The sequence below is a fragment of the Serratia sp. B501 genome (assembly GCF_051172315.1).
Taxonomy (GTDB): domain Bacteria; phylum Pseudomonadota; class Gammaproteobacteria; order Enterobacterales; family Enterobacteriaceae; genus Serratia; species Serratia ureilytica.
The window spans coordinates 150,124-164,491 of the sequence record NZ_JBPIZB010000001.1 but is presented as its reverse complement, the minus strand read 5'-3'; the positions used below and the strand labels follow the sequence as shown (position 1 = coordinate 164,491).

Sequence of the window (14,368 nt, the reverse complement as noted above, 5' to 3'; positions counted from 1 at the left end):
GGTTTAACTCCGGCCATGAGGTTATTTTGCCCGCAGCTTTGTCGATAATGTAAAAATAACGAGTAAGTTAAGATGAAAAGAATGTTGATTAACGCAACTCAGCAGGAAGAGTTGCGTGTTGCCCTCGTAGATGGACAGCGGCTGTATGATTTGGATATCGAAAGTCCGGGTCATGAGCAGAAAAAAGCGAATATTTACAAAGGCAAAATCACCCGCATTGAACCAAGTCTTGAAGCAGCGTTCGTGGACTACGGCGCAGAACGACATGGTTTCCTCCCTCTTAAAGAAATCGCCCGCGAATACTTCCCTAGCAATTACTCTTCCCATGGCCGCCCGAACATCAAAGATGTGCTGCGCGAAGGCCAGGAAGTCATCGTTCAGGTAGACAAAGAAGAACGTGGCAACAAAGGCGCCGCCTTGACCACCTTCATCAGCCTGGCGGGCAGCTATCTGGTGCTGATGCCGAACAACCCGCGCGCCGGCGGTATTTCTCGCCGCATCGAGGGTGACGATCGCACCGAGCTGAAAGAAGCGCTCTCTTCGCTGCAACTGCCGGACGGCATGGGCCTGATCGTTCGCACCGCGGGCGTAGGCAAATCCGCCGACGCGCTGCAGTGGGATCTCTCCTTCCGCCTGAAGCACTGGGAAGCGATCAAAAAAGCCGCCGAAGGCCGCCCTGCGCCGTTCCTGATCCACCAGGAAAGCAACGTTATCGTGCGCGCCTTCCGCGATTACCTGCGCCCGGACATCGGCGAAATCCTGATCGACAACCCGAAAATTCTCGATCTGGCCAAAGAGCACATCGCCGCGCTGGGCCGCCCGGATTTCAGCAGCAAAATCAAACTGTACAGCGGTGAAATTCCTCTGTTCAGCCACTATCAGATCGAATCGCAGATCGAATCCGCCTTCCAGCGCGAAGTGCGCCTGCCGTCCGGCGGCTCGATCGTCATCGACAGCACCGAAGCGCTGACCGCCATCGACATCAACTCCGCGCGCGCAACCCGCGGCGGCGACATCGAAGAGACGGCGTTCAACACCAACCTGGAAGCGGCGGACGAAATCGCTCGCCAGCTTCGCCTGCGCGACCTCGGCGGCCTGATCGTCATCGACTTCATCGACATGACGCCGGTACGCCACCAGCGCGAAGTGGAAAACCGCTTGCGCGACGCCGTGCGTCAAGACCGCGCGCGCATCCAAATCGGCCGCATCTCCCGCTTCGGCCTGCTGGAAATGTCGCGTCAGCGCCTCAGCCCGTCGCTGGGTGAATCCAGCCACCACGTGTGCCCACGCTGTAACGGCACCGGCACCATCCGCGACAACGAATCGCTGGCGCTGTCCATCCTGCGCCTGATCGAAGAAGAAGCGCTGAAGGAAAACACCAAAGAAGTTCACGCTATCGTACCGGTTCAGGTCGCTTCGTACCTGCTGAACGAAAAGCGTGAATCCGTCAGCGCGATCGAAAAACGTCAGGGTGGCGTGAAAGCCGTCATCGTGCCGAACGATGAAATGCAAACCCCGCACTACTCGGTGCTGCGCGTACGCAAGGGCGAGGAAACCTCTACCCTCAGCTACCTGCTGCCGAAACTGCACGAAGAAGACATGGAGCGTCCGCTGGAAGATGCGCCGATGGAACGCAAGCGTCCGGAGCAACCGGCCCTGGCTTCCTTCTCCCTGTCCGCCGATGTGCCGCCGCCGGCTGAAGAACCCGTCGCCGTTGCCAAACCTGTCGCTGCAGCCGCCAAGGCTAAAGCCGCAGCGCCGGCCGCCGCCAAGCCGGGCTTCCTGGGTCGCCTGTTCGGTGGTTTGAAGAGCCTGTTCGCCGGTGAAGAACAACCTGCCGTCGAAGAAGCCAAACCGGCCGAAACGCCGAAGGCGGAAGGCAACGGTGAAAACCGTCGTCAGGATCGTCGCGGTCAGCGCCGTCAAGGCACCGGCCGTAAAGAGCGCGGTGAGCGTAGCGACCGTGGCGATCGTCCGGAACGCGGCGAACGTAAAGAGCGCGGTGAAGGCCGTGACAATCGCGAACGCGACAACCGTGAACCGCGTGAGAACCGTGAAGGCCGTGAATCGCGTGAATCTCGCGATGAGCAGCGCCGTAACCGTCGCAACCAGCAGCAGAACGCGCCGGTAGCGGAGGAAACTGCCTCGGAAGAAAGCGCTAAAGCGCCGCGCGAAGATCAGCAGCAGCGCCGTGAACAGCGTGCTGAACGCCAGCGTCGCCGTCAGGAAGAGAAACGCCAGGCTCAGCAGGAAGTGAAAGCGCTGGAAAGCGTTGACGCGGTCGAGAGCACCGACGAAGAGCAGGAAGAACGCCAGCAGCAGAACATGCAGCGCCGTCAGCGCCGCCCTCTGACGCAGAAAGTGCGCATCCTGTCCGCGGAAGAAGAGCTGCAGCGCGCAGCGGAAGAGCTGTTGGCGCCGAAAGCGCCGGTAGCGAAAGCCGAAGATGCGCAGCCAACTGCCGACGACAGCGTGAAGCTGCTGCCGGAAACCGTTGCCGCTCAGGCGGAAGACGATGCCCAGGGCGAAAACCGCGGCAACGGCGAAGGCATGCCGCGTCGTTCCCGTCGTTCACCGCGTCACCTTCGCGTCAGCGGCCAGCGTCGCCGTCGTTACCGCGACGAGCGTTACCCGCTCCAATCCCCTATGCCGTTGGTGGGCGCGTTCGCTTCCCCGGAAATGGCATCAGGCAAAGTCTGGGTAAGCTACCCGGTCGCTCAGGTTGAAGAAGCCGAAGTGCAAACCGAAGCCGTAGAGCAGGCGCCGGTTGTCGCCGCAGCGGTTGAACAGCACAGCGTTGCCGTGGAAGAAACTCAGGCCGCGGCCAGCGTCAACGAACCGGCACCAGAAGCCGCCGTTGAAACTGCCGCCGTCACCGTAACGGAAGAAGCGGCAGTCGTAGCGCCGGTTGTTGCCACCCCGGCCGAGGAAACCCCGGCGCCGGTGGAAACCGCCCCGGCAACGGTTGCGGTTGAAGAACCGAAAGCGGAAGAGACTGCCCCTGCAGTGGAAGCTGAGCCGGTACCTGAAACCGTAGCGGCAGAGCCAGTGGTTGAAGCTAAGCCAGCGGAAGACGAGCCGGTGGAAGAAGCTGCACCGGTAGAAGCCGCGCCGGCGGAAGAAGCGCCAGTGGTAGAAGCCGCACCTGCAGCGGCAGCCGCTCCGGTAGAAAAAGCGCCGGAACCAACGGCCGCCGAGCCTGCGCCTGCTCAGCAGCCGGCACCGGTGAAAGCCGTGCAGGACGCACTGTACAAACACATCGCCACTGCGCCGATGACCAAAGCGCCTGCGCCGGCCTACGTGCCGGAAGAACGCAAGCACAGCGACTGGCAGCGCCCTTCCTTCAACTTTGAAGGCAAAGGTTCAGCCGGTGGTCACTCGGCAGTGAGCCAGGCCACCGCGCCGGCCACCAAGCCGCAGCCGGTTAACGAATAAGTTAATCTGCACACCTAAAAAAACCCGCCGACGGCGGGTTTTTTCTTGCCTGCAAAAAGCTCAGGCGATCTTTTTCAGTTTTTTGATGTCCAGAACATCCAACTTGCCGTCAAGTCGACTGACGAACTGCTGAAAATGCGCCGTCTCATTATGCTTATCCAGCGCTTCGCTGCTGGCCCAACGCTCAAAGAACACGAAGGTGCCCGGCTTTTCCAGATCGCGATGCAAATCATATTGCAGGTTGCCCAGCTCCTGGCGGCTCGGCTCGAGAATGTCGTGCACCGCTTCACTGACTGCGGCCTCAAATCCCGCTTTCGCTTGCAGGGTGGCGATAACGCGTACTTCCATTGTTTTCTCCCTTTCCACTTGATGAAAGTCGACGGTATTGGCGTCGGCATCGTTGAAATCATTGTCACTATGCGCCTGCTGCGCCGTTGATTTCAACTTGTCGCCAACAAACAGATGCATCTGCGGCACTTTCCGCTTATCCTTACACCCCGGCGTGAATAAACCCATTATTCGCTTTTCATTAGACGTATTTGACCGCCGGAGCCTAGCTAGATGACCGCACAACCTCAAGTTCTGAAAATCCGCCGCCCAGACGACTGGCATATCCACCTGCGTGACGATGAGATGCTGAAAACGGTGGTGCCCTATACCAGCCAGGTATTTGGCCGGGCGATCGTGATGCCGAACCTGGTTCCGCCCGTGACGACCGTGGCCGCCGCGCGCGCCTACCGCGATCGGATTCTGGCGGCGGTGCCGCAGGGTCACAACTTTACTCCGCTGATGACCTGTTACCTGACCAACTCTCTGGCGGCCAGTGAACTGGTCAGCGGTTTCGAACAAGGGGTGTTTACCGCCGCCAAGCTGTATCCGGCCAACGCCACCACCAACTCCAGCCACGGCGTCAGCGACGTGACCGGCATTTACCCGCTGTTCGAGCAAATGCAAAAAATCGGCATGCCGCTGCTGATCCACGGTGAAGTGACCGATCCTGCCGTCGATATTTTCGACCGCGAGGCGCGCTTTATCGAACAGGTGATGGAGCCTATCCGCCGTCACTTCCCGGAACTGAAAATCGTCTTCGAACACATCACCACCAAAGAAGCGGCGCAGTACGTGCAGGCAGGCAACCGTTTCCTCGGCGCCACCATCACCCCGCAGCACCTGATGTTCAACCGCAACCACATGCTGGTCGGCGGCATTCGCCCACACCTGTTCTGCCTGCCGATCCTCAAGCGCAACGTCCATCAGGAAGCGCTGCGTCAGGCGGTGGCCAGCGGCTCGGACCGTTTCTTCCTCGGCACCGACTCCGCGCCGCACCTCAAGCATCGCAAAGAGTCCAGCTGCGGCTGCGCCGGCTGCTTCAATGCGCCGAATGCGATCCCGGCTTACGCTGCCGTCTTCGAACAGCTCGGCGCGCTGGAGCACTTCGAGGCCTTCTGCTCGCTCAACGGCCCACGCTTCTATGGCCTGCCGCTCAACGAAGACTTCATCGAACTGCAGCGCGTGCCGACCACCCAGCCGGAAGAGATCGCCCTGGGCAATGAATCCGTGATCCCATTCCTGGCCGGCGAAACCCTGAACTGGTCGCTGAAAGGCTGATATTTTTGCTTCGCCCTCTTGCCCTCACTTACGGTTAACTGTATAAATAAACAGTGAATCGCTTCGGGGGCAATTATGCGTATTGAAGTCACTATAGATAAAACCCGGCCGCTGCCGTCGGGCGCCATTGAGGCGCTGACCGGCGAGCTGGGCAAACGGGTCAATCGCCAGTTTCCAGGCGCCGTCGTGCACGTCCGTTATGCCGGCGCCAACGGGCTCTCCGTGCTGGGGGGCGCCAAAACCGACCGGGATCTGATTGAGGAAATCCTTCAGGAAACCTGGGAAAGCGCGGACGAATGGTTCAGCGCAGAATAACACTGCAATGCTGTTTTTGCCGGGGGTCGCTCTCCGGCTTTTTTGTTTCTGGCGCCCTGCCCATTCATCGCTTACCCTTACTCTGGAACCAAATCCGCCTCAGCGCTGTATTTAACGCAAAGGAGTAAGCATGGCCCCGGACAAGGTGAAATCCGAAGACGCAATGACGTTTGGCGAATTGCTGGCGCTGATTGCCGATCAAAAAAGACGCTTGAACGTACTGGAAGTGGCCTTCTCTTACCTGGCCTTCAGCCTGGATGACAAAGCCAACCAACGGCTGATCCACAGCCTGAGGCTGGAATCGCAAAGCCAGAATCGCGACGCCGAAACGCAGAAACATTTCGCGCACTTGGCCGAAGAACTGGAAAAATGTCTGCACGGCTCCGCCCCACCCACCGGCGGCGCGGAATAACGCCACAGGCTTTACTCATCGCGCGTTCGCACCCGAATTTGTAGAATAATTGTTCAAATAAATATTTATTTTGCAATTTTAGGTGACAACCCCTCCACCGATGAAAGCGGATGCGTATACTGTAATTGCTCTCATGATGATGAGCCGCATTGATCCTCGTTAGTCACTCACGGTAGTTACTACTCAATAAGGGGTCTTTATGGACAGAAATGATGAAGTAATTCAGACGCACCCGCTTGTCGGTTGGGATATCAGTACTGTCGACGTTTACGACGCCATGATGATACGCCTTCATTACCTGTCTTCACTAGACCAAACGCCCGAAGAAGCCCAAGTAGACCGAACGCTTTGGCTGACCACAGATGTCGCCCGTCAATTAATCAATATCTTAGAGGCCGGCATCGCCAAGATTGAAGCTACGGATTACCAGGATCTTGATCGCAGAAAACATTGATTCATCGTCTCCTACCCCCTAAGGCGCCGCGATCTTTCCCGGCGCCTTTTCTTCGCCTTTCGCCGTTCAATCAGTGCATTGCGTCCGCCAACCTTTTATCATGGGGGCATAAGAAATCGCTATCAGAGAGGGTTGGCACGTGGAATATGATTTGATTGTGGTGGGCAGCGGTTCCGTCGGCGCGGCGGCAGGCTATTATGCCACGCGGGCCGGCTTGAAAGTGCTGATGATCGACAGCGCTATCCCTCCGCACCGAAACGGCAGCCATCACGGCGATACCCGCATTATCCGTCACGCTTACGGCGAAGGCGAAAAGTACGTGCCGCTGGTGCTGCGCGCGCAGGCGCTGTGGAATGCGCTGATTCAACAATCCGGCGAGGAACTGTTCCAGTCGTGCGGCGTGCTCAACCTGGGGCCACAGCACTCCGAATTCATTCGCAATGCGCAGCTCAGCGCGCAAAAATTCCGCCTGAACGCGCAAACCCTCAGCGCCGAACAGATCAATCAGCGCTGGCCGGAATTCCGAGCACCGGAAGGTTATGTCGGCGTATTCGAGCCAGACGCGGGGTTCCTGCGCGCCGAGCTGGCGATAACCAGCCTGATCAAGCTGGCGAAAGAAGCCGGCTGCAGCCAGCTGTTCAACTGCCCGGTCAACGCGGTAGAACCCATCGATGGCGGCGTTGAGGTCATCACCGGCGAAGGGCGTTTCACGGCGCGAAAAGCGGTGATCACCGCCGGCACCTGGGTCAAAGCGCTGTTGCCGCAACTGCCGATCGCACCGCTGCGCAAAGTCTTCTCCTGGCATCAGGCAGATGGCCGCTACAGCGTGAACAATCGTTTCCCTGCCTTTACCGTCGAAGCGCAAGACGGCACGCACTATTACGGTTTTCCGGCGGATAACGACGGCCTGAAAGTGGGCAAACACGACGGCGGCCAGCCGATGGATGCCCCCGAGCAGCGCAAACCCTTCGGCAGCTACGCCAGCGACGGCACGGAAGTTTTCTCCTTCCTGCGGCAATTTTTGCCGGGTGTAGGCGTATGTTTACACGGCGAAGCCTGCAGCTATGATATGAGCCCCGACGAAGACTTTATTATCGATACCCTGCCGGATTGCGATCGCCTGATGGTCATCAGCGGATTGAGCGGCCACGGCTTCAAGTTCGCCAGCGCTCTGGGCGAGATCGCCGCGCTGTTCGCGCAGGACAAAGCGCCGCCGGTTGACGTCTCAAGCTTTGGTCTGAAACGATTTAGCTGAGCGAAGGATTTCGCTGTCCAAGTCCCCCTCAGGCACTGGACAGCGAAATTTGGCGGTTACAATTTGTTAACCTGCTAACTCTTTTAAATACCAAGTAAAAATCCTGATAACGGAAATTTCTTATATTCAGCAGTTGAATTTCCGAATTGAACACTTGCAGTGTAAGTCCTATTTTACAGAAGATATGCTCCATCGGCTTTCAACAAGGACGTCACCATGAAACTACTTGTCGTGGACGAATGCTGCTTCACCCGGGTCGGTATAGCCAGCTACTTTGCTGATAGTGGGATCACGACGATCAAGTGCTGCCACAGCATTGAATACGCTACATCGCTGTTGGCCAGCTTTCAGCCGAGCCACATTCTGGTGAACCTCAGCAACCAATGCCGCTATAACGAAGCGGACGCGCAACTGCAGGCCTTTATGGAAGCCAGCCAGTCCGCCTTGCTATTTATCTATCTCGACACACCTTACCCTTACAGCGAAGCGCCAATGCGCATCGCCGATAACGCTTTTCTGTTCAATAAAAGCATTCTGCCGCTCACCTTACGCACGCTGCGCGAGAATCCGCTGGCGCTGGCCGATGACGGCGAAGAGCGTTCCCTGTTCAGCCCGCAGGAGCTGACGGTAATGAAGTATTGGATGGCAGAGATGCCTAACTACCGCATTGCGAAAAAACTGCAGATCAGCTCCCATACGGTCTATGTGCACAAGCGTCACATCACGGAAAAGATCAACGCGCGCAACCGGCTGGAGTTTTACTCGCTGTATAACGTGCTGCGCTATTTCTACCCGCCGAGCACGCCGGCGAATTCAACGCCGCTGGCGCTGTTGGCCGTGTAACCTCAAGCCTGCGATAACGCAGGCTTTTTTATCGTCACTTTCCCGCCCCTCACGCGCGGCGCGCTATAAATGACGCCGAGAAAAGGACTATAATCAAGGGTCCTTCTCTTCAGGCGGCTGAAATGTTAAACCGAATACTGGCGGCTATCGTCAACAATGTGCGTGAGCACCTGGTGCTGTACCTTTGTCTGTGGCTGGTGCTGCTGGCGTTGGATGTCTATTTCTTCTTCGTCATGTAATCCATGCCGCCGTTATTTCCCCGATTGAGCTTCAGCCGCTTCGGCGATCCCGCCCAGGTGCTGGAATTCCAGCAGATGAGCAGACCGCTGCTGCGCCCCGGACAGCGGTTATTGCAGATGCGCTATGCCCCGCTCAACCCTTCCGATCTGATCCCGATCTTCGGCCAATACGCGCACCGCATCGCCCTTCCTCAGGTGCCGGGATATGAAGGCGTGGGCGTCGTCGTCAATCCGCAGAATGGGCATTCAACGGGCCGACGCGCGCTGGCGGTAGCGGGTAACGGCAGTTGGCAAACGTTCGTCACGCTGCCTGAAGATCGGGTGGTCTGGGTGCCGGACGACATCGACGACGCCTGCGCAGCGCAAATCTATATCAACCCGCTCACCTGCTGGGTGCTGTTGACCCAATGGCTGCCGCTCAGCGCCGGCGACGTACTGCTGCTCAACGGCGGCGGCTCCGCTGTCAGCCTGCTGCTGGCGCAGCTGACAGCGCTGCGCGGCATTCGTCTGGCGGTCGTGGCGCGCAATGCCGCTCATCGCCAGGCGTTGCTGGCCGCCGGCGCCTGGCGCGTTATCGAAGCGCCGCAGCTGGCGGAAATGACGAATTTTGGCGCCCGAGCGGCCATCGACTGCATCGGTGGAGAGGACGGATTGCAGCTGGCGCGGGCGGTCCGCACCGGCGGCGATTTTGTGGCGCTGGGCCTGCTGAGCGGCCGCCAGGTAGACTGGCGGTGCGTGGTGGACGAGTTAAAGCTGCGCGCTTCGCTGTTCCACCTGCGTAAATGGAATGCGCAGGCGGCGCCGGCGCAGTGGCAAACGGCGTTTTATCAGCTATTCCAGCTGCTGCGGCGTGGCCAGTTGACGCTGCGCCCGCCCGCCGCGATTTACCCTTTGCATCAGTACGCAGCGGCGCTGCACCACGCCACGCAGCCCGGCGTGAATGGCAAAATCTTCCTTACGCCGACGACATCTGAGACGATTGCGGTGGATGAACCATTATTCAACGGGGTTCCCAATAAATAAAACGCAATGGAGGAAAAGGCGCCTTTTCCGTTAATGTAAACTTATTAGTGGTGAGATGCCCTTTTATTAGGGCAACGGACATTATTATGCTATCAATCTCTACGCTTTGAGATAAGGCGCATCGTTACCCAAGAAATAACGATCGATAGTAAAATGAGCATGACAATTAAAGAGTCAAACGATGAACTCATTAAATCTAGTGGGTTTGAGATCTTCGCCACCTTTAAGTACGAATCCTCTGATAGATGCCTGAAAACTACTTCAGCCAGTACGACAAGTCAGGCAACAACAGCAGATTGGGGTTGTAGTGGTAAAGTAATACTGGCCACGGTTTTACAGTAAGAACGGTATCTGTTCTCTGATTCTTCCGGTGTCAGCCCCCCGCTGTAATGATGAGGTCTGACGCTATTGTCTTAATTCAGGATATAACCGCCGATTTGACGCCGGGCCTCATCACTCCCTGCGTAACCATTTGTCGGAACCCATTCTGTTTTCAGACTACAGAAGAAGCGTCCCATTGGGCTGTTATCCCAGCAGTTCCCTCGCCGACTGACGCTTTGCTTTATCCTGTAACGCCAAAGAACTTGTTGATATTTAAGGCCGGTATACTGGCTTCCTTGATCACTATGGAACATGACCTACCGGGGTTGGCCACGCGTCTCATAGGCCATCCGTAGGACACGACTTACCCACTCTGTATCGGCATTCGCTGACAGACTCCAGCCGATAATTCTGCGGACAAAAAGATCCATGACAACTCCCTAGTGCAAAACTATTCCAGCAAAAAGGCTCCGGTATTAATTTTTTTCAGAGCCAACAATAGTTACATGGTTAATGAATTTATATCGAGTAACTGCCTTAGCTGAAAATCAACGACTGGAAGAACCGGTGAAAATAAATGACGAGTGGTTTTATACGGAAAAATTTTTCCTTGGTTGACTATGTGCTCTCTGATTTTTAACGGGCAGAACGGCTCACCATTATTCCAGTCGTTTACTCTCACGCGTACATCAGTATAGTCAAGCAATATACAAGGAAGGTACGTTAGCCCAAGATTATTGGCCACGCGATATCGATGGTTGCCATCCATAATGATCCCCGTGTTTTTTTCAATGGGAACGGGTGTTATCCATTTTTGGCAACGCGCTATCTCCTCTGTTAATGCTATAACATGTTCCATGTTGACCTCTTCAGAGGGACGGATCAAGGCAACTGGGTGTAATATTACCTCATACTGCATGTTCACCTCACCTGAAATTTTCAAGGGCATTAAGTAAGATATCTATCTCATCTTCACTGTTATACGCATGAACGGATGCACGAACGACTGACTCCAACCCACGATTTCGCATGTCAATGAATGTCGAACTCGATCGAGAACATGAGACATTAATTCGACGTGGTTGAGCCGATAGGTATTCCTTAACAGATTCAGCTGTTTTATTTTTAACTGTAAATGTAACGATTCCTGATAGATTATCTCCTTTATCCTGTAACTGAACGTGCGGTATACATTTCAGGCCTGAGCGAAGTTGCTTAGCCAACTTAAAAATCCTTTGCGTTACTTTATCTTGCCCTAACGAAAGCGCATATTTCGCGGCCGCCCCCAGGCCAAGCCTGTCAGCAATATTTGCCTCCCAGCATTCGAATCGTCGGGCTCCCTCGCTAATATGATAACGCCGCTCATCTATAAGACTGGCAGCATGGTGATCAAGCCACACCGGTTCAATATTCGAACTCAGGGTGCTGTCCATCCATAAAAAACCCGTACCGCGTGGAGCTCTCAGGTATTTACGCCCTGAGGCTGTTAACACGTGACACCCAATTTTTTGGACATCAAGTTGTAAATGTCCAATACCCTGGCAAGCATCAAGGAAAAACCACACGCCAGCATCACGAGCAAGGACGCCCATTTTTTCTACCGGCTGTATTGGTCCTCCATGAGTTCCCAGTATTGGGAGACTGATTAATCTGACTCGAGGATTGTCAAGGGTATGTTGTAACTGCTTCAGACAAACAGCCCCGTCCTCATCCGCTTCCAGAATGTTGATCTGAATGCCATCACGTTTTTGTCGTTGCAGGTAAGGTATATAATTGCCTGCATATTCAGTGGTCGAAGTCAGGATGATATCCCCTGGGCGCAAGGGAAGAGAGTAGAATGCGATGTCCCAGGCCCGGGTAGCATTTTCCACAAGCGCGATATCTGCAGGCTTTGCCTGGATCAATTTCGCCAGATAACCATATATGTCACCAAGCCATTGGCGCTCACGCTCTGCGGCTTCATACCCACCGAGGGTAATTTCTTTTAAATAGTGTTCATGTACAGCCTGTATAACCGGGACAGGCATTAAGCTTGCTCCTGCATTGTTAAAATGAATAACATGCTCAGTCCCTGGCGTGTCAGTGCGGAGTTGCGCCAGACTTAACGTCATGATTATTACCCTCTTTTTTCAGGCTTACCATATATCCGGATTGATACGGAACGGGAAGAAATTCCTGATGCAGGCGACGGAATGTGTCATCAGCGTCCAGGTCCGCGAATAATTGTGGATGTATCCATCTGGCTAGTTGCTGGATGGCAATGACATCATACGGGCTGTTGTAGAACTGATGCCAGATGGCGAAAAATGCGCTATTACGGCGGGCAGTGCTATCTGCATAAGCTGGACGGCTGGTGAACCATGCCAGCTTACGCCTGGATTCGTCGATATTGACGCCCGGCCCGAGAGGGATCCACCTTCCACCAGGAACGAAGGCCTGAAAATTCCCGCTGGTGAGTATGACGACATCAGGATTTGCAGCTATCACCTTTTCAGGATTTAACGTAAAAAATGAACCGGGAGCAAGATTGGCTGCGATATTGTCTCCTCCGGCTAATTTAGTAAAACGCCCAAAGCTCCCCTTGCCAAAGGTCATACAGCATTCTTCTGAATAACCTCCAAGACGTTCTAAAAATACCTTTGGCAATGGCTTCTTTAATTTTAAAGTCCTGGATGTGACGCGTTGTAATTCACTATCGCGAAACTTTAAATAGGCTTCAGAGCGTTCCGATTGGCCAAATAGCTCGCCAAATAGTTTCACTGTTGGAGGAATATGTGCAATAGGGTCATACCGAAAATCCACGTAGACAATTGGGATACCCGCACTGGCAAGTGCGGCTTCATACCCTGAGTCAACAATGGAATTTCGCGCATCCATATTCATGATGATGACGTCAGGTTTCAGATTAATAGCCTGTTCGATATCGAAGGTCCCTTGCTCGCGGCCTCCAAATGTCGGGATTTTCTCCAGTTGTGGAAACTGTTGCCGGTACTGCTGCCATGTTGCCGGATCTGACTGTATTAAATCTTTCCGCCAGGCCACTATCCTCTTGGCAGGATTTTCTTTATCAAGCATGGCGACCAGATACAGTTGGCGCCCTTCCCCAAGGATGACACGCTGTACCGGTAATTTGATGTTAACGGTTCGGCCAAAGAGATCGGTTACAGGCGTCATCGTCTGTTCAGCATGAGCAATTGATGAGGTTAACAATACTATAAAGAGCACAAGTCGTAATATCATTTCTCATAACCTATTTTCTTGTTGAATTCCCTTGAAGAGCGGCTGATTTTTAACGTAATAATTAAAGTCATGGAATACATAACAGCAACGCAAAGAAACAACGCTGACAACCCTGGCCAGAGAAGGACTACGCCCCCCAAAGCAATACCTGTAATGGAGGCGAACTGGCTGATACTCTGGACTACCCCCAATATATACCCTTGCATACCTTCGGCTGTTGTACGCGAGATTAATGCGGTAAGCACAGGCGTGGTTGCGCCAAGGAGAATTCCCCATAAAAAATAAAGCCCGATAAACCAGCGGGTTTCCCTTACTGTAGCCAGCAGCAGTGTTACCAGGATACATCCCATGATGACCCCCACCATTCGGTAGAGCGTGCTGGCTATATCGTGCGCTTCAAACCATCTTGCCCAGAGAGACGCTGATACAATCACTCCCGTAGCCTGTAATCCATAAGCTAATCCTGTTAGCCAATTAGGTGCATTGAACACCGTGCTGACATAAAGAGAAAAAGGCGTTTGCGTAATCATGCGGCTCATTAATAACAAGCCAAGAACCGTCAGTAAGCCAACAATGACGCCATTGTTGATTCCAGTTGGAGTCCTTTTCTTATCTTTTGAATGAACAGCTGAAGTGGACGAGACTCCATGAGGAGCATCAGCAGGTAATATGAAAAGAACAATCAGTGCACACAGCGTACAAATAATAAATGCGCTGACGTTTATCCAGAAGAAACTCAGTAGATCGAGAATGGCTCCCCCGATAATCGCCCCTGCCAAAGAGCCTGCGTTGGTTGACACCTGTAACCAGGCAAAAAGTCTCGTACGCTGTGCCGCTGGCACCATTGCAATACCATAGGCCTGAGCCGGCGCAATATAACCCGCACAGGTACCCTGCAAAAAACGTAAAATAAGCACCAGCCAGACTTCATTGGCGAAAGCAAGCCCGAGTTGCGTTAATGCCAGGCCCATCAGTGCGCGGATCATCATGACTTTATTGCCCGTTTTGTCGCCTACCCGCCCCCAGAATGTACTGGTTAGCATAACGCCAAGCATCGGCGCTATATACACTCCCGTGCCAGCGATGCTCAGTAGTTCTGTGGACGTCATGCTTTCGAGATGAAGCGGCCAAAAAGGGCCACTCATTTCCATCGCTCCCATCGAAAGCAGTTGCACGATAAACAGAAACTGGACAATAAAAGTCACGCTGCCCGTTACGCGCAT

Annotated in this window: 14 protein-coding genes and 1 pseudogene; 9 read left to right on the top strand and 6 right to left on the bottom strand. The window is 54.6% G+C overall.

The annotated features are described in order from the left end of the window. Positions 1-72 precede the first annotated feature (72 nt). Positions 73-3,435 (top strand): ribonuclease E, encoded by a 3,363-nt coding sequence (gene rne / locus ACSBQV_RS00915; RefSeq protein WP_099782686.1) that lies wholly within the window; start codon positions 73-75, stop codon positions 3,433-3,435. Between the two features lie 60 nt (positions 3,436-3,495). Here the strand turns inward: rne and ACSBQV_RS00910 are convergent, their stop codons facing one another. Then, positions 3,496-3,783 (bottom strand): putative quinol monooxygenase, encoded by a 288-nt coding sequence (locus tag ACSBQV_RS00910; RefSeq protein ID WP_025302406.1) that lies wholly within the window; start codon positions 3,781-3,783, stop codon positions 3,496-3,498. Between the two features lie 213 nt (positions 3,784-3,996). Between ACSBQV_RS00910 and pyrC the strand changes: the two genes are divergently transcribed. The 8 genes from pyrC to ACSBQV_RS00870 all read left to right on the top strand — a co-directional run bounded on the left by pyrC (position 3,997) and on the right by ACSBQV_RS00870 (position 9,584). Next, on the top strand, positions 3,997-5,043 hold the full coding sequence (gene pyrC, locus ACSBQV_RS00905; RefSeq protein WP_047026294.1) for a dihydroorotase: 1,047 nt from the start codon (positions 3,997-3,999) through the stop codon (positions 5,041-5,043). 75 nt (positions 5,044-5,118) lie between these two features. Then, positions 5,119-5,358: a DNA damage-inducible protein I gene (gene dinI, locus ACSBQV_RS00900; protein WP_099782688.1), complete on the top strand. Its 240-nt coding sequence runs from the start codon at positions 5,119-5,121 to the stop codon at positions 5,356-5,358. 130 nt (positions 5,359-5,488) lie between these two features. Next, positions 5,489-5,770 (top strand): hypothetical protein, encoded by a 282-nt coding sequence (locus ACSBQV_RS00895; RefSeq protein ID WP_046686854.1) that lies wholly within the window; start codon positions 5,489-5,491, stop codon positions 5,768-5,770. A gap of 199 nt (positions 5,771-5,969) precedes the next feature. Then, complete coding sequence (bssS, locus tag ACSBQV_RS00890; RefSeq protein ID WP_004927812.1) at positions 5,970-6,224, top strand: biofilm formation regulator BssS; 255 nt, start codon at positions 5,970-5,972, stop codon at positions 6,222-6,224. A gap of 139 nt (positions 6,225-6,363) precedes the next feature. After that, a complete protein-coding gene (gene solA / locus ACSBQV_RS00885; RefSeq protein WP_047026296.1) occupies positions 6,364-7,479 on the top strand; it encodes an N-methyl-L-tryptophan oxidase in 1,116 nt (371 codons plus the stop codon). A gap of 216 nt (positions 7,480-7,695) precedes the next feature. After that, on the top strand, positions 7,696-8,322 hold the full coding sequence (locus ACSBQV_RS00880; protein ID WP_033642674.1) for a LuxR C-terminal-related transcriptional regulator: 627 nt from the start codon (positions 7,696-7,698) through the stop codon (positions 8,320-8,322). Between the two features lie 122 nt (positions 8,323-8,444). After that, on the top strand, positions 8,445-8,561 hold the full coding sequence (locus ACSBQV_RS00875) for a DUF2770 family protein (protein ID WP_004927822.1): 117 nt from the start codon (positions 8,445-8,447) through the stop codon (positions 8,559-8,561). Positions 8,562-8,564: 3 nt separating this feature from the next. After that, the gene (locus ACSBQV_RS00870; protein ID WP_099782692.1) at positions 8,565-9,584 is read left to right on the top strand and encodes a zinc-dependent alcohol dehydrogenase family protein; all 1,020 of its coding nucleotides are present in this window, start codon (positions 8,565-8,567) and stop codon (positions 9,582-9,584) included. Between the two features lie 278 nt (positions 9,585-9,862). On the opposite strand, the pseudogene ACSBQV_RS00865 reads toward ACSBQV_RS00870, so the two are convergent. The 5 genes and pseudogenes from ACSBQV_RS00865 to ACSBQV_RS00845 form a co-directional block, all read right to left on the bottom strand. Then, positions 9,863-10,342: pseudogene (locus tag ACSBQV_RS00865) on the bottom strand (DDE-type integrase/transposase/recombinase); the annotation flags it as partial. A gap of 65 nt (positions 10,343-10,407) precedes the next feature. Next, positions 10,408-10,824: a ParB N-terminal domain-containing protein gene (locus ACSBQV_RS00860; RefSeq protein ID WP_099782790.1), complete on the bottom strand. Its 417-nt coding sequence runs from the start codon at positions 10,822-10,824 to the stop codon at positions 10,408-10,410. A gap of 7 nt (positions 10,825-10,831) precedes the next feature. Continuing rightward, complete coding sequence (locus tag ACSBQV_RS00855; protein WP_099782694.1) at positions 10,832-12,016, bottom strand: aminotransferase class V-fold PLP-dependent enzyme; 1,185 nt, start codon at positions 12,014-12,016, stop codon at positions 10,832-10,834. Next, positions 11,985-13,145, bottom strand: coding sequence for an ABC transporter substrate-binding protein (locus ACSBQV_RS00850; RefSeq protein ID WP_099782696.1), 1,161 nt, complete (start codon positions 13,143-13,145; stop codon positions 11,985-11,987). Before ACSBQV_RS00850 ends, ACSBQV_RS00855 begins: the two co-directional genes overlap by 32 nt. Beyond that, positions 13,142-14,368 (bottom strand): MFS transporter, encoded by a 1,227-nt coding sequence (locus ACSBQV_RS00845; RefSeq protein WP_099782698.1) that lies wholly within the window; start codon positions 14,366-14,368, stop codon positions 13,142-13,144. The genes ACSBQV_RS00850 and ACSBQV_RS00845 overlap by 4 nt, the downstream gene beginning before the upstream one ends.